The organism is Streptomyces sp. NPDC018610 (assembly GCF_044391765.1).
Classification (GTDB): Bacteria; Actinomycetota; Actinomycetes; order Streptomycetales; family Streptomycetaceae; genus Streptomyces.
Genome location: NZ_JBISAL010000010.1, coordinates 14,142 through 32,405, shown reverse-complemented (window position 1 = coordinate 32,405; position 18,264 = coordinate 14,142). Strand labels below are relative to the sequence as shown.

15 protein-coding genes and 5 pseudogenes are annotated in these 18,264 nt (G+C 67.2%); 16 read left to right on the top strand and 4 right to left on the bottom strand.

Annotated elements, in window-relative coordinates; genetic code table 11:
- The first annotated feature begins 281 nt into the window (after positions 1–281).
- From ACH5A8_RS24695 to ACH5A8_RS24655, 9 genes and pseudogenes are all read left to right on the top strand, one after another.
- Positions 282–446, top strand: a complete 165-nt coding sequence (locus ACH5A8_RS24695; protein ID WP_399005377.1) for a hypothetical protein — start codon at positions 282–284, stop codon at positions 444–446.
- A gap of 302 nt (positions 447–748) precedes the next feature.
- Positions 749–1,315, top strand: coding sequence for a hypothetical protein (locus tag ACH5A8_RS24690; protein WP_399005375.1), 567 nt, complete (start codon positions 749–751; stop codon positions 1,313–1,315).
- 5 nt (positions 1,316–1,320) lie between these two features.
- A pseudogene (locus tag ACH5A8_RS24685) lies at positions 1,321–1,597 on the top strand (MBL fold metallo-hydrolase); the annotation flags it as partial.
- A 116-nt stretch (positions 1,598–1,713) separates the two neighbouring features.
- Positions 1,714–2,511, top strand: a complete 798-nt coding sequence (locus ACH5A8_RS24680) for a DUF6042 family protein (RefSeq protein WP_399005373.1) — start codon at positions 1,714–1,716, stop codon at positions 2,509–2,511.
- Positions 2,508–3,071: a kinase gene (locus tag ACH5A8_RS24675; RefSeq protein WP_399005371.1), complete on the top strand. Its 564-nt coding sequence runs from the start codon at positions 2,508–2,510 to the stop codon at positions 3,069–3,071. Before ACH5A8_RS24680 ends, ACH5A8_RS24675 begins: the two co-directional genes overlap by 4 nt.
- A gap of 372 nt (positions 3,072–3,443) precedes the next feature.
- Complete coding sequence (locus ACH5A8_RS24670) at positions 3,444–4,808, top strand: PASTA domain-containing protein (protein WP_399005369.1); 1,365 nt, start codon at positions 3,444–3,446, stop codon at positions 4,806–4,808.
- 1,640 nt (positions 4,809–6,448) lie between these two features.
- Positions 6,449–6,973: a DUF2690 domain-containing protein gene (locus tag ACH5A8_RS24665; RefSeq protein ID WP_399005367.1), complete on the top strand. Its 525-nt coding sequence runs from the start codon at positions 6,449–6,451 to the stop codon at positions 6,971–6,973.
- Between the two features lie 8 nt (positions 6,974–6,981).
- Positions 6,982–9,981, top strand: a complete 3,000-nt coding sequence (locus tag ACH5A8_RS24660; RefSeq protein ID WP_399005366.1) for a hypothetical protein — start codon at positions 6,982–6,984, stop codon at positions 9,979–9,981.
- On the top strand, positions 9,981–10,667 hold the full coding sequence (locus ACH5A8_RS24655) for a hypothetical protein (protein WP_399005364.1): 687 nt from the start codon (positions 9,981–9,983) through the stop codon (positions 10,665–10,667). The genes ACH5A8_RS24660 and ACH5A8_RS24655 overlap by 1 nt, the downstream gene beginning before the upstream one ends.
- 114 nt (positions 10,668–10,781) lie before the next feature.
- On the opposite strand, the gene ACH5A8_RS24650 is transcribed toward ACH5A8_RS24655, so the two are convergent.
- Positions 10,782–11,090 (bottom strand): hypothetical protein, encoded by a 309-nt coding sequence (locus ACH5A8_RS24650; protein ID WP_399005362.1) that lies wholly within the window; start codon positions 11,088–11,090, stop codon positions 10,782–10,784.
- A gap of 291 nt (positions 11,091–11,381) precedes the next feature.
- Between ACH5A8_RS24650 and ACH5A8_RS24645 the strand changes: the two are divergent.
- Positions 11,382–11,576, top strand: a pseudogene (locus ACH5A8_RS24645) (transposase); the annotation flags it as partial.
- Positions 11,577–11,747: 171 nt separating this feature from the next.
- On the opposite strand, the pseudogene ACH5A8_RS24640 reads toward ACH5A8_RS24645, so the two are convergent.
- Positions 11,748–12,294, bottom strand: a pseudogene (locus ACH5A8_RS24640) (transposase); the annotation flags it as partial.
- Between the two features lie 29 nt (positions 12,295–12,323).
- On the opposite strand from ACH5A8_RS24640, the gene ACH5A8_RS24635 reads away from it, so the two are divergent.
- Complete coding sequence (locus tag ACH5A8_RS24635) at positions 12,324–12,548, top strand: LysR family transcriptional regulator (protein ID WP_399005360.1); 225 nt, start codon at positions 12,324–12,326, stop codon at positions 12,546–12,548.
- 7 nt (positions 12,549–12,555) lie between these two features.
- Here ACH5A8_RS24635 and ACH5A8_RS24630 read toward each other — a convergent pair whose 3' ends face one another.
- Positions 12,556–12,927, bottom strand: a complete 372-nt coding sequence (locus ACH5A8_RS24630) for a hypothetical protein (protein ID WP_399005358.1) — start codon at positions 12,925–12,927, stop codon at positions 12,556–12,558.
- A gap of 100 nt (positions 12,928–13,027) precedes the next feature.
- On the opposite strand from ACH5A8_RS24630, the gene ACH5A8_RS24625 reads away from it, so the two are divergent.
- The 3 genes and pseudogenes from ACH5A8_RS24625 (at position 13,028) to tpg (ending at position 14,573) form a co-directional block, all read left to right on the top strand.
- Complete coding sequence (locus ACH5A8_RS24625) at positions 13,028–13,330, top strand: hypothetical protein (protein ID WP_399005923.1); 303 nt, start codon at positions 13,028–13,030, stop codon at positions 13,328–13,330.
- Positions 13,331–13,369: 39 nt separating this feature from the next.
- Positions 13,370–13,765, top strand: coding sequence for a hypothetical protein (locus ACH5A8_RS24620; protein ID WP_399005357.1), 396 nt, complete (start codon positions 13,370–13,372; stop codon positions 13,763–13,765).
- Between the two features lie 252 nt (positions 13,766–14,017).
- Positions 14,018–14,573, top strand: a pseudogene (gene tpg / locus ACH5A8_RS24615) (telomere-protecting terminal protein Tpg).
- A gap of 276 nt (positions 14,574–14,849) precedes the next feature.
- On the opposite strand, the gene ACH5A8_RS24610 reads toward tpg, so the two are convergent.
- Positions 14,850–15,667, bottom strand: a protein-coding gene (locus tag ACH5A8_RS24610) for an IS5 family transposase (RefSeq protein WP_399005355.1) whose coding sequence is annotated in 2 segments (ribosomal slippage) — positions 14,850–15,319 and positions 15,319–15,667 — 819 coding nt in all. Because the reading frame shifts where the segments join, the coding sequence is not laid out codon by codon here.
- 38 nt (positions 15,668–15,705) lie between these two features.
- On the opposite strand from ACH5A8_RS24610, the pseudogene ACH5A8_RS24605 reads away from it, so the two are divergent.
- Together ACH5A8_RS24605 and ACH5A8_RS24600 are read left to right on the top strand one after the other, a co-directional pair.
- Positions 15,706–15,984, top strand: a pseudogene (locus ACH5A8_RS24605) (HNH endonuclease family protein); the annotation flags it as partial.
- A 62-nt stretch (positions 15,985–16,046) separates the two neighbouring features.
- Entirely contained in the window at positions 16,047–18,080 is a 2,034-nt protein-coding gene (locus ACH5A8_RS24600; RefSeq protein WP_399005353.1) for a hypothetical protein, read from the top strand.
- Positions 18,081–18,264: the final 184 nt, after the last annotated feature.

Here is an 18,264-nt window from a genome sequence, read left to right as displayed (position 1 = left end):
CGGCGCGGGTTGCGAGACCATGAATAACCTGCTCAGCAACGGCCTGCGTACCCTGCTGGACCATCCCGCCCGACTCGCCGCGCTGCAGGAGTCACCGCATCTGGCCCCTACCGTGGTCGAGGAGATGCTCCGGTACGACAGCCCTGTGCGGATCGCGGCACGCACAGCACTGGAGCCGGCGGTCGTCGCGGGGGAGCAGTTGCCTCTCGGAGGCATGGTGATGCGCCCTGCTCGGAGCAGCCGACCGCGACCCGAGCCGCTTCAGGCGTCCTCATGGTCTCGTGATCGATCGGGTGGACGACGGTCATCTGGTCCTCGCCGCCGGGATCCGCCTCTGTCTGGGAGCGCACCTGGCAGGGCTCGAGGGCCAGATCGTCTGCTCCCGGTTGGTACGACGCTTCGCGTACATCCAGGCGGCGGGCCCCCGGTCCGCCGTCCGACCCTGACGGCGAGGGGACACGCGTACCTGCCCCGTCACACTTCAGCAGGCGAACTCCCGGTGACTTCTGGCGCACGAAGACAGTGCGGAACCGCGCATACGCCACCGCATCAAGGCCGGGGTGTCGGGCCGCGTCGGTGTGGAGGGCTTGTCCCCGACGATCCTTCGAAGTGGCTATGGTCACCGGGGTGGGGGAGTGGCATGGTGGGACGGTACACGGCAGCTCGTGCTCCGCCTTGCTGAGGTCTCGTAACCGCCGTGGCATCAGCGGGCTCCTGTTTCCCCGGTCCCGACGGCCCAGGAGTTTCCATGTCCTCTCGCCTTCCGTTGTTAGGCTCGGCACTGGCCCTGTCACTGCTGGGTCTGTTCGCACAGCCGGCGTCCGCGGCGTCGGCGCCGCAGCCGGCAGCCCGGGAGACCGTACGCCAGGCGCAAGCCCTCCTGACGTGCCCCGGTTACGAAACCAGCACCTACCAGCCCGGCCTGACCCTCCTTCCGCGCCAGACCGCCCTGTCCGCGTCGGGCGCGGTGGGCCCCTGCGTGGGACTCCCGCTCGACCACACGTCAGGCACCATCAGCTTCACCGGCCAGGGCCTTCTCTCCTGTGTCCTGGAGGACGCGCAGGGCAGCGGCCGCATCGACTGGACGAACCCCCAGAACAGTTCCAGCACCTTCGCCTTCACCACCGCGATCAGTGTGCGACCCGGCGGGGTGTCCGTCATCGTGATGACCGGCCAGGTCGTATCAGGTGACTTCTCGGGTTCCACGGTCGCGGTCGAGTTCGTCCTGGCTCCCGGTCCGACACAGCCCCTCGAGTGCCTCACCGAACAGGGGATCACGACCTCTTCGGGCGCCCTCACTCTCGAGATCCTCTGACGTTCTTGTACACGCACAGCCACGTCGACCACTTCGGCGGCGTCAGAGGCGTGATCACCGAGGAGGAAGCCGCCGCGGAGTGTCCGTCATCGTCCCGAGGACTCCCCGCGGCACGCGGTCAGCGAGAACGTCTACGCCGGCACGGCCATGGGCCGCCGCTCCGCCTACATGTACGGTGCCGCCCTGCCCGCCGGCCCACGCGGACGGATCGGCGCCGGACTCGGACAGATCACGTCCACCGGAACCGTCGGTCTCATCCCGCCCACTCTGGACGTGACACGCCCGCTCAGTCCCGCTGCCTGACCCGGACGGCGCCCCACGGGCGCGGCCCCGGCATCGCAACTGCAGGTGCCCGGGCCCCTGTACGACTGTGCGCTCCAGTGGCGAGTGAGCGGTGTGTGCACATCCCGTCCGCCCGGGACCTGGCGATGCACAACGACTGGTGGGCTGCGGGCTGGGACCACGTCTTGCCCCGCCAGGGCTTCCCGCTGACGATGCTGATCGGAACCGCGAGTCGGCCTGACTTCACCGGCTCCCTGGACGAACTCCTGCAGGAGCTCTTCGAAGGCCACTGGGGCATGATCGGCGGCGATCTCGGCGGCGTGCTCACGTTCTCGTGGCCCGATGAGGAATGGGACTACGAGGCGGCGCCGGAGGGGCGCGAAGCGAACGAGGCACACCGCTGGGAGACGTTCGGTGCCATGCTCACGGCCGCCGGCTACCCGGTGCCCAAGACCGTGCGGGACCTGTCCGAGCTCAACCTGACGTGGGGCCTGGCGCGTCGCGAGGAGACACCGGACGACGCCCGATGGTCGATGCCCGCGGCGCTGCCGTTGCCCGGTGACCTGCTGCCCGGGGACGCCGAACTCGCCAAGCGGCTCGACCGGATCCGCTGGACATTGCGCACCGGCCCCCTCGTCGACGCTCTCATCAACCACTTGGTCGACGACCTGGGCGAACCGCGGGAGATCCTCACCTCCCTGGACCGACTGGCGGCCGCCGCCAGCCAGGATGCCGACGACGTCCGCATCGCCCTCGCGGAGCTCGTGCAGTCCGGGGACGCCCAGGTGCAGCGCGACCAGGAGCCGGCCGACGCGGAACGCCTGGAGGCACACCAGCGCTTCCGCCTGGTCATGAACTGGGACCACTTCCACGAGAACCGGGTGCAACTGACCATCAAGGGCGACGACACATGACGGACAGCGTGCCGGGCACGGTAGGAACGGAAGACACGCGCCTGATCGTGATCCGGGGCAACAGCGCCTCGGGGAAGTCGTCCGTCGCAGCCGGCCTGCGCGAGAAGTTCGGCCGCAACCTCGCGATCGTCGGCCAGGACAACCTGCGCCGTGTCGTGCTGCGTGAACGCGACCGGCCCGGCGGCGCCAACATCGGCCTGATCGACCTGACCACCCGCCACGCCCTGAACAACGGCTTCCATGTCGTCGTGGAAGGCATCCTGTACGCCGACCGCTACGGCACGATGCTCCAGGACTTGGTGCGCGCCCACCGTGGCGTCTCACGCTGCTACTACCTGCATGTGCCCTACACGGAGACGGTGCTCCGGCATGCGACGAAACCCGATGCCGAGTACCTCAAGCACGTCACCGAAGACCGCCTGCGCGACTGGTACCGAGAGAAGGACCTGCTGCCCGACGGACTGGAGACCGTTGTCGACGCGGCAAGCACCCTGGACGACACCATCCAGCAGATCCTGCACGAGAGCGGCCTGGACCAGGTGCTCCCGATCGATCGTTGACGAGGTGAGCCGTACACGCTGCTCCTGGACCAGGACGACGCGGTGTCCTCTCCACGCGAGCGGAGGTGAGCCGAACTGGGCCAGCGAGTAGACCTCGGAGAGGACGTCCTCTCCGTGCGAGCGGTGAAGGCTCCGGCCGGGAAACGGAGAACTGTCCAGGCCGGTACTCAGAGCGGACGGATGGACGGCCTAGGGGCCGACGACCCGTTGTCTGAAAACAGTTGCCATGTGGCGTGGGCGGGAGTGCGAGTCGATAGAGGCTGTATTCCCGTCGTCGGCAAAAATGCCTGGTAAGACGAGTCGAAGGTGCGGAACCGGGCCAGGTCGAGTACTGGTGTTCGGTAGCGGAGCAGCGGCCGCTAACATCCCCGCATGTCCGAAACCGCCGTGCAGCGTCTCCTGAAGAACGATCACCGTACCGCCAGGGCCGCCGCCGGCGAGAGCATCTCCCTTCCCGAAGACTTCGCGAAGGCGCTCCTGGGCGAGCTGACGTCTGGCGAGGTGGTCAGGGCCTTGTACCACGACGGCTGGGGCTACGCCGCACTCACTACCCGCGGCCTCGTCCTCCTCCGGAACCTGTTGGCGCCGAAGGCGGTCCGCGTCCCCGCGCCCCTGCTGATCCTGCGCCGCGCGTACGGCATGTTCGGCTCCGTCGACGTCCTGGTCGACGGCAAGCCGCGCAAGCTGCACGGCTCGAAACTGGATCCGAAGGGGGAGCTCCTCGGCACGGCCGGGCGGCTCCTGCCCCTCGATTCGCCGTTGCGCCCCGGCCGTGGCAGGCGGCTATCCACATGGGTGTGCAGGCACCCCGTCTCGGTGGCCGCCGCCGCGGCCGTGGTCGCTTTCGCCGGGCTGAACCCGGGCTCGGGCGAGGAGAAGGCCGTGGCGCAGGACCGGACGTACCGCACCGTGGACGTGCCCGACTTCAACAAGACGTCCCTCGCCTCGGCGGTGGCGAAGGCGCGCCTGGATGGGTGGCGGAAGGTGTCGGCCGCCGACGCATCTTCCGCCAGCCGGTCGGTGAAGCTCACGGCGCCGGGTTGGCGGGTGTGCTTCCAGAGTCCGTCCGCCGAGGTGCCGGCCTGGCCGTCCCTCACCACGCTGACGCTCTACGCGGTGCCGGAACGGGAGGTGTGTCCGGCATGGCTGTACGGCTCCCGCCGAATCCGGATGCCCGGGCTGGTCGGTGAGCGGTTCGACGACGCCTCGCGCGCCCTGGGTGACCTGGGGCTCGACCATGTCGACGTCTTCCACGCCCACACCGGCCAGCGCCTGGACGAAGGCGGGTCGCGGGGTCTGGCCGACTGGCAGGTGTGCCGGCAAAACCCGCAACCGGGCAGCGAGGTCTCGACCACGACACGGTCCGACCTGTGGCTGATCGATCCCGGCGTCTCCTGCACCGAACCCAGCCCGAGCCCGACGCCGAAGCCCAAACCGAAGCCCAAGCCCAAGCCGCGTCCTCAGTCGTCCTACGGCACTCCGGCCGGCGGCAGCAGGGAAGGCGGAACCGGTGGGGGCTCGTCCAGCCGCACGGGTTCCGGCAGCGGCGGTTCCTCCGGCGGTTCGGGCGGCACCGGTGGTTCGAGCGGCGGCAGCGGCACCGGCGGCCGGGCGGGTGTCCAGTTCGGACAGTACTGTGCTCCCGTCGGCGCCACCGCGACGACCGGCGACGGGCGGCCGGCGAAGTGCTTCATGGGCAGGGACGGCCAGGCTCGGTGGGGCTACAACTCCGGGTGACGCCGCACGTCCCTGTGGTGACGAGCGTCGGCAGCAGCCACGGGGGGAATGGATGCGGTCTGCTCCAGGGTGGGCACGGTGACGAGGATCCGTCCGCCCGGGAAACTTTCCAGCGCGCACGCGGCGGCCGTCCTGGCCGGCCACCCCCGGCATCGGCCAGGCTCTCGAGACGGATGAGGTGACGGCTCATCGCGCGGCGATGGGACTTACCGTAGGTCGGCGACGGCTTGGACCGTGTCGCTCGCCCTTGCCGCCTGGCAGGTGATGAGCGAGCCCCTCCTGCCCGAGTACGCGTCAGCAAGCCGACGGACGTGTCGCACGCCCTGTGGGAGCTGCTCGGCTCTCAGGGCATTCGGAACCGGTATGACCGATTCCCGCAGTTGGCTTGTGCCGGGCACCGTCCTGGAGCGCCATGGCAGGCGGTCTCGACGGCGATGTGGCGCGAGGGGAAAAGGCCCTCGCTCGACCGGTCCGCCGGGTCGGCGAGGTACTGGCGGTGCGTTTCCTCCGAGGGTGGGAGTAAAGGGAGTGAGTGGGACAGGGCTGTTGACAGTCCCTCGGCAGGTTCTGCTGCCACTCCGGAATTCTGCGGTGTCGAGCAGGGTGTAACCGAGGAGGGAGGCACCGTTTGGGTGCTCGACCTGTGTGGGGTGAAACCGCTGTGCATCGAGAGCAGTGACGTCAAATCGCCAGGGAGCGGATGATCGACCGATCTTTTCGCCAGTCCGGATATCTCCGCACTCGACGCGCCCGGACACAGAGCATGTGGTGGTTCTCGGGGTTTTGTGTAGGGGCCATGTAGGGGTCACCCGCGAAATATCCGTCAGATCCCCGCGAAGGGGGAGCCTTCTTCAGGCGGGTGATTCATGCGGGCCTCTCGGCTGCTCCCGTAGAAGGCGTGTGCCGTCGTTGCACCAGCTCATGCGCCCGGGCGGGGTGAACAAGATCACATTCGTGGGACGGCTACTCTCTGCTCATGCCGCGGACGAAACATCGCTCCGCTCCGTGGCGCGGTTCGGCTGGAATTCGTGCGTCTGCTGCACTGACGGTTTGTACCCTTGGTGCCCCAAATGCTCCAGCGGTTGTGGCGGTTCATTGGCCTCCGATCCGCCGACGGGGGAGATGTGAACCTGTCTGCCGGTTCGAGGGTGTGGCCGAGAGTCGCCTGCACGATTACGGAATCGCGCGTGGAAAACAGAAGTTGGAGAAGTACCCCGCGAGCGGGTCGAAAAGGGGCATCCCCCGGGACCCTCGGTGACGGTGTATTTCCCGCGCGCCGGTACCGCTCTTGAAATCCTTTTTGCAAGCCGTTGGCTTCCTCTATGCTCCTGGCGACGCGATGCGTAAGGGCGTGAATGGAGGGTGTCTCAGCCATGGTGAAGGGCATATGAATCGGCGGGGCTCCTCGCCCGACGTCCGGAATACCGCCTGAGGCGGGACGTCGGTGTGCGACCCGCCCCAGCTCCACACATATCTGCCACCGGCCGACCATCAGTGTGTCCATCTGTCCACGGTGGACAGGCGGATGTCCCGCGCCTGGCGTCGGCAGCTGTGACCAAGGGCCTCCCGGCCACCCTTTGGCCCACGGACGACGGCCGACATCGGCCGCGAGCAAACACGAAAGATCAGAGGTGATGTGTGTGCACGGCATACGGAGATGGGGGCCGGCGGCGGCCGCCCTGGCGCTGCTGGCCGGAGCCTTCCAAGGTATCCAGGCGACTCCGGCGGCCGCGGCGGACTGCTGGCGGGCCACCTGTTCGGGCAAGGACCCCATCGCGATGGGGTGTGACGACGACGCCGAGATCCTGCAGCAGGTGACCGAGGGGGACGAGTCGGTCGCAGTGCGGCTGATGTGGTCACCGAAGTGCCAGAGCGTGTGGGCGAAGATCTCCCGCGATCTCGACACCTCCCCCGACTACGTGTACGGGACTCTGTGGACGACACGGGCCCCCGACGGCGGCGTCGAGCAGTACGACACGACCGGCCTGTTGCTCGACGGGGTGGCAGGCGCGTACACCGAGATGCAGAACTGGAAGAAGACGAGCGCGAAGGCGTGCTGGAACGACGTTGACGCCCAGTACGACCCGGTGCCGCTGAAGTACGTCAAGGACAACAACGACGCCAGCCTGCCTCCCGTGCACGGCCTGTGCACGGACTGGCTGTGAGGAAGACGATGCGCACAAGACGCCTCCGCAGACACCTCTTCGCGAACCCGCTGATAACCCTGAGCGTGGTCGCGGCATCCCTCGCCCTGCTCCCGTCGGCCTCCCCCGACAGGACCGCGCAGACCGCCCCCGCTGCCGCCGACGCCACACCGCCCCGCCTGTTCTCCGCACCTGGCAAGGACCTGGGCGCAGATTACGCCTCGTCGTCGGACGAGATCGTGCAGGCCACCGGCGACGCCGAGGGACTGCACATCCTCACCGCCCGAGAGAGCGACGGGTTCGCCTTCTACGAGATCGCCCGTCTGAACCGCAAGGAACTGTCCGAGGTCGGCCCGTGGACGGGGTATGTCTGCGCCACGGGGACGGGGAACTATGCGGCGGCGGTCTACGCCCCGTCCGCCTGGTCCAACGAGCCCGGCGCCTACGAGAGCGGCGCGTTCGCCGCAGTGATCCGGCTCTCCGACGGCAAGGTCACCGAGATACCCGACCGGGTGCAGCTGGCGTACTTCACACCCGGCTGCGGAACCGGTGACGAGGTGGCGTTCACCTCCAGCTCGGCCACCGACCGGTCGGCCGGCGCGACGACGGTGATATCGGTCGACGCGGCCACCGGAAAGGTGTCCTCCCGCCGCACGGTCGACGGCTACCTCACCCACGTCACGCCCACGCAGAAGAGCACCGTGGGTGTGCTCGACGGCAACCTCGTCGACCTGAAGGGCAACGGCAAGGAGCTCTCCGCCCGCAAGCTCGCCGCGGTGCCCGGGCCGATGTTCGCGCTGACCGCCTCGAAGAACGGCGCGGTGGACGTCGGCACGGTCGAGGGCGACAAGAGTGTCATTTCCCGCTTCGACGGCCGCTCCTTCACCGAACTGGGCCGCGCCCCGAAGGGCAAGGTCAAGCTCCTGCCCGTGGCCGGCGGTGACGCGGTCGTCGGTGACGTGCAGGGAATCGACACCGGCAAGGCGCCGGGTCTGACCAAGCACGCGCTGGACGGGCGGGTGGCCGGGATCTCCCGCCACGGCCATCTGGTCACCAACTCGGTGTTCTCCGAGCAGATGAAGGGCATCACCGCCGCGATCGGCTCGCCCTCGAAGAAGGGCGCCGGGTCCCTGACCGTCAAGGCGACCGCGCTCAGGACCGGCGCGCAGGCCACGACGCTCGTGGACGCCGACCGCAAGCGGCCCGTGCCGGACTCTTCCCTGTCGCTGGACCCGGCCGCGTACGCCACCGCCGCGGACGACGACAACGACCCCTCCACCTGTGGTGAGGGCATGCCGGAATCCCAGTGCCTGACCGGATCCGGCGCGGCCGTCTGGGGCAAGGTCGGGACGATGGAGACTCCCTGCATCGTCAAGCGGAACGACCCCAAGCGCCAAGCGCTGCAGCCCAGCGCGAACATGGTCGAATGGGCCGTCGACCAGGCCGTCCACGGCTCGCTGATGATCACCCGCCCGTCGAACTGGCACGACACCGGGCTGGCCGCCTACACCCCGCAAGGCCTGTTCCCCAAGCCGCAACTGGCCGACGGTGGCGACATCCCCGCCCAGGTCATGCTGGGCATCCTCGCCCAGGAGTCCAACTTCAAGCAGGCCTCATGGCACTCCATGAACGGTGACTCCGGCAACGTCACCAAGTCCGACTGGTTCGGCAACGGCAACGGCCTCCACGGCTACCCCGACCGGGAGAAGGCCGACTGCGGATACGGCATCTCCCAGGTGACGACGGGCATGTCGGACAAGCAGCCCGAGCAGCTCGACACGCTGCACGCCGGCGCCGTCACCACGGACTACGCGGCGAACATCGCCGCCGGCCTGCGCCTTCTGGGTGAGAAGTGGAACCAGCTCAAGGCGCTGGGAATGAACGTCAACAGCGGCAGCTCGGCCTACATCGAGAACTGGTACACGGCGCTGTGGGGCTACAACTCCGGCGTCTACACCTCCGGCGCCGTCGGCCTGGGCTTCTTCAACAACCCGATCAACCCGCGCTACCCCGCCGACAGGCAGCCGTTCCTGCGCTACAGCTACAACGATGCCTCCCACCCCGGTGACTGGAACTACCCGGAAAAGATCTTCGGCTGGGCGGAAGTACCGCAGATGACCTGGAACGGGGAGCAGTCCTACACCAGCCCGAGCATGCCCTCCGGCGGTATCAAGGTCCCCTCGCGGACCCTGTTCTGCGACCCGTCCCTCAACGCGTGCGACCCGAACGCGGCCGACCCGTGCCCGAGCTGGGACGAGAGCTGCTACTGGGACGGCAGTGTGGACTGGATCGGCACGCAGAACACCGACAACTCCAGTACCGAGAAGCTCAACTACTCGCTCGGCTCGGCAGAGCCCGAACTGAAGAGCAAGTACGACCACGGCCCGTGCATCGACCACCCGAGCGTCTACACCGACGCGATCATCGTCGACGACCTCGGCGAGCACGAGGACACCTACGGGTGCGGGGACTTCGAGGGGGCCGACGACGGCAAGTTCACCCTCCAGGCCGGTGACAACATCGCGACCCTGAGGGACGACGGCACCTTCCGCGCGACGCCCTACCTGGCACCGATCGACCTGCACCAGCTCGGCGCGGGCTACGACCACCACGTCTACTTCACGCACAACTACCCGGACACCGACTACTACCACAAGATCACCGGACGCTGGCAGGTCAACCCGGCCAAGCTTCCCTCCGGAGACCAGCCCGGACAGCGCTACAAGGTCTTCCTCCACCTGCCCAGCCACGGCGCGGAAGCGGTCGTCCGCTACAACTTCATCCCGGGCGACAACACGATCGGCGCCAAGGCCGACTACTGCCGGGTCAACCAGGCGACCCGCAGCGCGGGCAAGGAGACCTGGTTCGAGATGGGCACCTTCTCCTTCTGGAAGGGCGGCCGGATCGAGGCGGACAACCTCCACGACGCCGGCACCGGAGACAACAACGTGGTGTTCGACGCGATCGCCTTCGTTCCGTTCAACTACGCCGACCCCGGCGCGTGCGCTCTCAACGACGGCGGAGTGTGATGCGCGCCGCCCTCCGTGTTCCCGCCGTGCTGATGACGGTCGTCATCGGCACGGCGGGAGCCGCCTCCTGCAGCCACGACAGCCCCAAAGCGTCGGCGTCCGGCCGTCCGAAGACCGCCATGCCCCACGCCGCCCCGTCTGAAAGGGCCGCGCCGCGTGCCGCCGATCTGCCGCAACACGCGGTGACCGCCGACAAGCGGCCCAGCTTCGGCGCGGCGGACACGATGGCCGCCGGGTACACCGGGAAGGGTTTCCTGACCGGGCTGTCGAAGAAATGGAAGCTGAAGCTGGACAAGCCCGTCGAGCAGGAGATGCCCGACGGGAAAATGCGGACATATATAAATGGCCGCGGCGAAAACGGCGTGACAGTCTCGGCCGGGTACGCCGACCACCGGGACCTGTCGTCCCTGCTGTGCAGAACCCGCACCGACCGGTCCCGCGGATTCGGCTTCCTCGCGGCCTGCACCGGCCTGGACGTGTCGGGAGTCGACCACGGCAAGGCGTCCTCATGGCTCGAACAGGCGAAGAAGGAAACCGACTCCCTGTACGCGAAGAAAGTCGCCGAATCAGGAAGCAAAAAGGAGTACGTGGTCAGCGGGGCATTCACCTCGGGGCCGGTGACGATGATCCTCCACCGCGCCTATGACAAGTACTCGCTGAGAATCCTGGGAGGCGCGGTTACCTGACGGCCATCGGCCCCATCCGCACGTGAAGGTCCCTGCTCTCACCGGCAGGGACCTTCACGCGCGAGCGTGCGCCCTGCCCTCGAACGCCCCGCCCACGGGTCTGCTTGATCCGCTCTACAGGTGTGAGCAGATCAGTTCCTCGGTCTTCTCCTTGTACTCCTGCATCTCCTCGGCCGTGTAGCCCGCCTCCTTCAGGCTCCGCAGCAGCTCCGCCGTGTCGCCGCACAGACGGGGACGCTGCCGGTGAAGGTAGGACTTGACGCCCTCCGCGGACAGTTCTTCCCAGTTCCGTTTGATCTGGTCATTCTTCTCGTGCGCATAGGAGAAATCGACCCACTGCTTCTCCTGGTCCGTCAGACGGGAGGTGTCGACAGCGGAGTCGCTGCCACTGCACGAGGCGGCCATGAGGGTACATGTCGCCACCGCGAGAAATATCCGGGCCTTGTTCACAATGCTCTCTTCTGTGAGGCTCGACAGAGAATACATTGTATCGAGGTCCGGCCCCGACGCGCGCGTACCCTCAGGGCCGGGCGAAGACGCCGTTCATAAGCAACTCGCAGGACTGCGGCAGCTGTTTCTCCAACCTGCCGGCGGGCTCGCCCTCCGCTCCGCACAACCATCGGGTGCGAGGCTTTCAGATAGATGTTCCGAAGAGCATTCTACGTGCCGCGGATAAGACGGTGTCCTATGTGGTGATCGCTCGTTGGACTGGTCGTGGGGCGGGGTACGTGGAATCGGATTGTTCCGGACGGCTTGTGGGAGATCGCCGATCCGCTGATCCCACCGCCGAAGGTGCGGCCGCAGGGCGGGGGAACGCAGGACACACCTGATGAGACGCTGTTCGCGGCGATCGTCTACGCGTTGGTCAGCGGTTGTGCCTGGCGAGCCCTACCGCCGTGTTTCGGGATATCGAAGTCGACTGCCCACCGCCGGTTCCTGATCTGGTCGCGGGCCGGGGGGTGGGGACGGCCGCACGAAGCGGTGCTGCACCGACTCGATGACGTCGGCCTCATCGACGTCTCGCGCGTGGTCCTCGACTCTGCTCACGTGCGGGCTAAAAAAGTGCCCCTATGGTCTTCGTCAAGCCGCGGTGGGGGTCTGGACCTCGAAGAAGGTGCCGTCTCGGAGCATGGCGAAAAGTACGTCGATGCGTCGTCGGGCGAGGGCGGTCAGAGCTGCCACATGATGCTTCCCCTCGCGGCGTTTCCTGTCGTAGTAGGCCCGTGACTCCGGTTGCGAGAGCGAGGCGAACGCGGCGAGGTAAAAGGCACGTTTGAGCTGTTTGTTACCTCGCTGGGCAGGGTGTTCGCCGCGAATGGAGGAGCCGGAGGCGCGGGTGACTGGCGCGAGGCCGGCGTAGGCGGCCATGTGTCCGGCCGTGGCGAAGGCACTGCCGTCGCCGACGTCAATGAGGATCCGGGCGGCGGTCCTGACTCCGATGCCGGGCATGGAAGTCAGGACCGCGGAAAGAGGGTGGGCCTCCAGCAGTTCCTCGATCCGGGCCGCGAGGAGTCTGCGCTGGTCCAGCACGGAGCCGAGGCTGGAAGACGAGACCGGGGATGATCAGTGCGGCGGCATCGGTGCCGGGAACGACCACGGTCGGCTCGTCGAGCGCGGTGAAAACGTCCTCTAAGCGGTCAGGGTGCCAGTGAACGCTTGAGGCGGTTCGCAGCTGCATCCGCCTTTCCCAGCCTCGGCGCGGCGGCGAGCGGCCTCGGTCTCAACACGTTCACCCTCGTCGCGCAGATCAACCGGGTCGAGCGAGAGCTCGGTGGACCGCTGCTGATCAGAGCCGAACGCGGTCGGCCCATGACGTTGACCCCCTTGGGGAGGAGGGTGCTCGGAGCTATTCGCACGTCTCAAGATGGTGCAGCGTCATGAAATCCGATCACTCCGGGTCGGAAAGGCGATGAAAGGCTCCGTCGAACTCTCCCGACGCAAGCAGCTTGGCGATCACACCCACCATGCCTTGGAGGCCAGGGTCTCGAACGATCAGCCCGTCCGAGCACCAGAAGCACCGGCCCCCTGCCGCTTCTCCGGTCTCCTCCCACCTCCTCATCAGCCGGTCCACCTCGGCGAGGGTGAAAATCGTCGCACTCCAGCGAGAGCCATCGGGGAGGTGAACCTCAACATCCACATTGCAGACCTCGTCGAGCACCTCGCCCGGGAGGAACAGTGCCTCGAACCCTTCGGCGAGGACACGGTAATGGGGGCCGTCCCACCTGGCGTCGGTCTGTGGATTGCTCGTCGTGGTGTTCACAGCAGGAGCATCCCAATACTCCAAGTGACTATCCACAGGAATTGGACACCGCAGCGGCTGGCGCGCAGACCGCCGCCATCATGGGCTCGTGAAGACATGGATGCGCTGCTACTGGGACGAGGAAGATGTCTGGTTCTACTTTGAGGTCGACGCCGAAGGTTGGGTGATCCGGCAGGTCGAACTCGAAGGGCCTGAGCTGACCGTGATCGCAGCTGCCTCCCTCGCCGAGTGGCAGCGGGCCTACGATGCAGGCCGCCTCGATGAGTACGACAGCAGGTTCGGAATCACAGCCGAGCTGCCCGTCTCGGAATGGGAAGGCCACGACCCCGAACAACTCACCTCCGAGGAGTTCGAGGAAGTCTGGGGGTCTGCCCGTCGCCAGATCGCAGCCCGGCCCAGATGACCTCTCGGCCCCACGGAGGCTTCTTGGGATCATCGCGACATGACCTCGACCCTTCCCCGCACCGTCCGAGCCGTCGACACCGCTCAGCTTCTGGACCTGGCCCAGGAAGCCGCCATGCACAGCTTCAGCCAGCGGCTCCCGGTCGACTGGCTCCGAGAACACCTCGCCGCAGATGCGACGCACTACCTGTTCCCGACACTCGTGCAGCGGCTCACGCACCGCCCCGAGACGCCGCTGCAGTGGAGGTGCCAGCAACTGCTGACCGTCAACACCGGCGAACAGATCTGGGGTCTGCTCGACGTCCTTCCCGACACCTTCGACAAGATCCCGGAGACCTTGGACACGGTGTCCAAGAAGGACATCGTCAGCCGCATCGAGCGAGCAGTGAAGGTGCGTGAGTGGATGGAACGGATGGCTGCTGATGCAGGTTCGTGATGCCCCTGGGCAGCGGTGCAGCCTGCTGGACAGTCTGAGGAAATGACACCGATCTGAGACAGCCGGCGGCCGACACGTCGTGAGTTCTGAAGGGGAACGTCCAGGTCACAGCGTCGGCACATGACACCGAAAGCGAGAACCTACAAACGCCCCTCTGATCGCCGATCACCCGGCCCGGGGGGTAAGTCCCCCGCCCGACCTGATGATCGGTCGCGAGAGATCCGTACAGCTGATCCTGAAAGAAGGTCCCCAATGGGTCTGGTCTCCGACGGCCTGGACCGCGCCACACAGAGGGCGTTCACCCGCCCGATCCCGAAGTCCGCCGGGTCGCAGATGCGTTACCTGGTCAAGCAGCTCAAGGGCACCCGCGCCGCAGCCGAGTTGCTGGACATCTCCCAGCGGACCGTGGAGCGCTACGTCAAAGACCAGATCCGCTGGCCCCGCCCGGACCTCGCCGAACGCCTGGCCCACGCCGTGCGCACCCGCTGGCAGCCGCGCGTGCGCGCACAGGCCCGCCACCAGGCAGCCACCAGCACGGGCGTCGTCATCGACGTCAGGGCACGGTTCGGGTTCACCGCAGCCCCCGGCAGCACCGATGACGCCCGCGGTCCGCCACCTCACCCTCGCCCTGCCACCCGCCTACGCCGCCCGTCTCTTCAACGCCCAGGCCGCCGGAGCCACCGAGAACGAACTGCGCGCGATCACTGCCGAAGGCCTCGGGGAGACCTACTTCCGCGACGGCGGCTGCCGCGCTCAAGGCCTGATGCTGGAGTTCACCGACGTCGAGCAGCTCAACCTCGACCTGTAGATGTCATCGAGTGCCTTCTATGACCGTTTTGTGTGGTGTGGTCTGGTGGCGAAACAAGAAGGGCCGGACGGTTTCCGCGCCCGCCACAGCTTCGGCGGAACACCCCCGCGCTGGGGAGGACGGTCGGGTAGGGGAAGGCGGGCACGGTGGCGTCGGAACACTCCCGCGTCGGCGGGGAGGACTCGCGGTGCGGCGAGCCCTCTGCGGTGGCTGACGAAGCACCCCCCCTCGCGTCGGCGGGGAGGACACTTCCTGACCTGGTACTTAGACCGTGTCCTACGTGGTGAGGCGGATCAGTCGCTTGTAGCAGCACAGGGTGGCGGCGAGGCCGAGAAGGGCCAGGTAGTTGCGGGGATCGCGTTCGTAGCGGGGGCTGAGCCGCCGATAGCCGGACAGCCACGACATGGTGCGCTCGATGACCCAGCGGCGTCGCCCTAATCGCTCGCTGGACTCGATGCCCTTGCGGGCGATGCGCACTCCGATGCGCTTACCGCGCAGCCATCTACGCAGATCAGCGCGGTCATAGGCTTTGTCCGCGTGTAGGCGCTGGGGCTTGAAGTACCGGCCGCGGTGAGGGTCGTGTCTCGTTTGGTGACCCTCCACCATCGGCTTCAGTCCTTCGCTGTCGTGGGTGTTGCCGGCGGAGACGCCGACGAGGAGGGGCAGGCCGTTCGCGTCCGACAGGACGTGCATCTTGGAGCCCGGCTTGCCCCGGTCCACGGGGCTCGGACCTGTGTGTTCGCCCCTTTTTTAGCGCGCACGTGGGCGGTGTCGAGGACGATCCGGGTGACGTCGACCAGGCCGGCGTCGTCGAGCCGGTGCAGCACGGCTTCGTGGAGACGGCCCCAGACACCGGCTCTGGACCAGATCAAGAACCGGCGGTGGGCGGTTGACTTCGAGATGCCAAAGCACGGCGGCAACGCTCGCCAGGCACACCCGGATACCAGGACGTAGATGATGGCGGCGAAGAGCGTCTCATCAGGCGTGTCGTGCGTTCCGCCGCCCTGCGGCCGCACCTTCGACGGCGGGATCAGCGGCTTCGCGATCTCCCACAGCCCGTCCGGAACAATCCAACTCCACGTACCCCGCCCCATGCCGAGTTCAACGACGCCTCACCACGTAGGACACGGTCTTAATCCCGCTCGCCGAGGCCTGGGACTCCGGCGCCTACGCCTGGAGTGCGAAGGAGCGGGAGGCCTACGCCAACGACCTCGGCGACGCGCGGGCGCTGATCGCGGTGTCGGCGGCCTCCAACCGGTCGAAGGCCGACCAGGACCCCGCCACGTGGCTGCCTCCGATCGCAGGCTACCGCTGCCAGTACGTCACCGACTGGGTGGCGGACAAGACCCGCTGGGGCCTGACTATCGATGCCACCGAGCACGAGGCCCTGTGCGAGCAGCTCAGCCGGTGTCTACGGGAGGACTGCGGAAGGTGGTACAAACGGAGGGGAAAACAGGCATGGAGGGGGGCTCCGTGGTCCAGCAGTACGCGGATGTGCTGGCCGAGGTACGGCGAAAGTTTGACAAACGGGTCCCGCCCGAAGGGAACGCCGGTATTGAATCGGCATTCCTCGATCCCACCGAGTTTCAGGCTGCCGCGTTGGTCTATCTGGAGCGGTGCCTGTCCGGGCGGGTCTCGATGGCTCAACTAAGGCCCGGTTCGCAAAGTGTTCAGCCGGCGCAGCTGCGGTCAGACCGTGCTCACGTCTCGGCAGAGTTGAAAAGCCTGATGAACCATGTGTTCGCACAACGGAAGAAGGCACTGCGCGCCGCCGCTCCGTCTCAGGACCGGGAAGCCACGGTGGTGTATGTGGTACGGGCTGTGCGCCCTCATCCCTTCCACGGTGCGCTGGCTGAGCTCATGGCGGCTGAAGGCCGCAAGCCCGTCGCCCTCACGCCCGATGAGGCGGACCCGTGGGCCTGGGCCACGCAGAACGGTTGGCGGTTCTGGCAGGCGTCTTCTCCGAAGGCCGACCAGTTGATCCGGCTGCGCCCATCGGCGTTCATCAATGCTCTGGTCCGAGACGCGGCCGCAAAGGTGCCCGATCCGTACTTCTTCCACGATGCGGTCCTCAAGAAGCATGCCTGGCTAGGCGGTCAGGCTGTGAGCAAGATGGACAAGAATATTCGGCAGCTAGCGCAGCAGGGCGCATCCCTGGAAGCGCTTGTGGAGGCGCATGAGCAGGCCGCCTTGCTGACGGCTGGCACGTGGTTGGCCAGAGCCGCGCTGGCCTGCCTGCATCGGCGCAATATTGTCCTGACCGGCGAGGAGGAATTCCGTGCCGTGCAGAAGCACTTCATGGGCAAGGCCGCCACGCAGGTCTTCGGACGCGAGCCTGGCCTGGAGCTCCCAGTGCGGCGGTCCGTTGAGGAGCACTGGCTTCAATCGATATGCCAGCCCGGTCACAGCGGCCATGGAAGTCCGGCCTGCCTGGAGGGCATCGTCCGGCACTTCCGGGCGCAGAATGGCAAGGACTCCAGCGCGGCGACGGTGTCTCGACCAGTGATACCCGCTCAACCGGTGGCACCTCCCGCCGTGATGCAGCCCGCCCCGTTGACGAGGGACCGCTACGCGTGGCAGACAGTGCTGGAACAAGTGCACGTGGAGACCGAGCGTTTGCCGCTTCCGCCTGTCCTCACCGCAGCCATGGCCGACATGACCCAGCACCTCACACGGATAGCGGTCACTATCAGTCACGCCGGGCAGGAGCTGCCGCGAGAGTACGAGCGCCACAGGCCCCGCTTCGTACTCAAACCCGGCGACGCCACCGCTAGTCTGGACGGCGTCGAGTGGCCCGTGAAGTTCTTCCCCGGTCTTCGGCTGTACTGCAGCTGGAGCCGGGCCGACAACTCCATCAGCATCGGTTCGCTTCAGCTCGCCAAGCCAGTCGAGATCGACGGCATCACAGTCAGGCATGAGTACGACCCGAAGACCTACACCCGCCAAGCCGGACTGGCCGAACCAAGCCGGAGCGAGCACCAGCCCACGGCGCTAAGACGCCTTGTCCTGCGCACCGTGCGCCAACTCGGGTTTCTCGACGAACGCGGCTGCGCTCGCCTGCAGCGGAACGACCTCGTCCGCGACATCGTGGAAGTGGCCGAGGAACTGGGCATGGCGCAGTGGCTCTTCCCGCATCTTGCCAGCCTTTCCGCGACAGTGGACAAGATGATCAAGCGAGGCGAACTCAGCCGCGACACCGGCAGCGTGCACCCGAGCGGAGACCTGCACTACCCGGCCCGCCCCGGTGAGCGGCGCGTCGACCTTTTGTGCTACATCCCCAAGGTCAACCGCGTCTTCGAGCGGCCCGCCACACACCACCCCACTGGGTGGCAGGCACAACGGCTCGTCGGCGGACACCTCCGCCGGATCGACGGAGACGCCCGTCCCGCGGCAGAGGAAGAACTGCAAGAGGAGCAGCGCAGCAAGGGCATGCCAGTGACTCCCCTGCCGCCAGGACACACCTTCGTCCGCTCCTATCACACCCACGGAGACCGCAGACGTCATTGATCGGAGCGACGTCCTATCCGAAATCGCTCTGCCCGGGCCGGCATCCAGCGCTGGTCCTCGCCCCACCCGTGCGCCGCCGGGCCCGGCTCCCGCAGCGCGGCTGGCTCCGGGCACCACTGCGGCCTGAACCGGCTCGGTCGACCGCTGGGCCCCTTCGAGCGCAGCTCCTCGACTTCGCATGTCT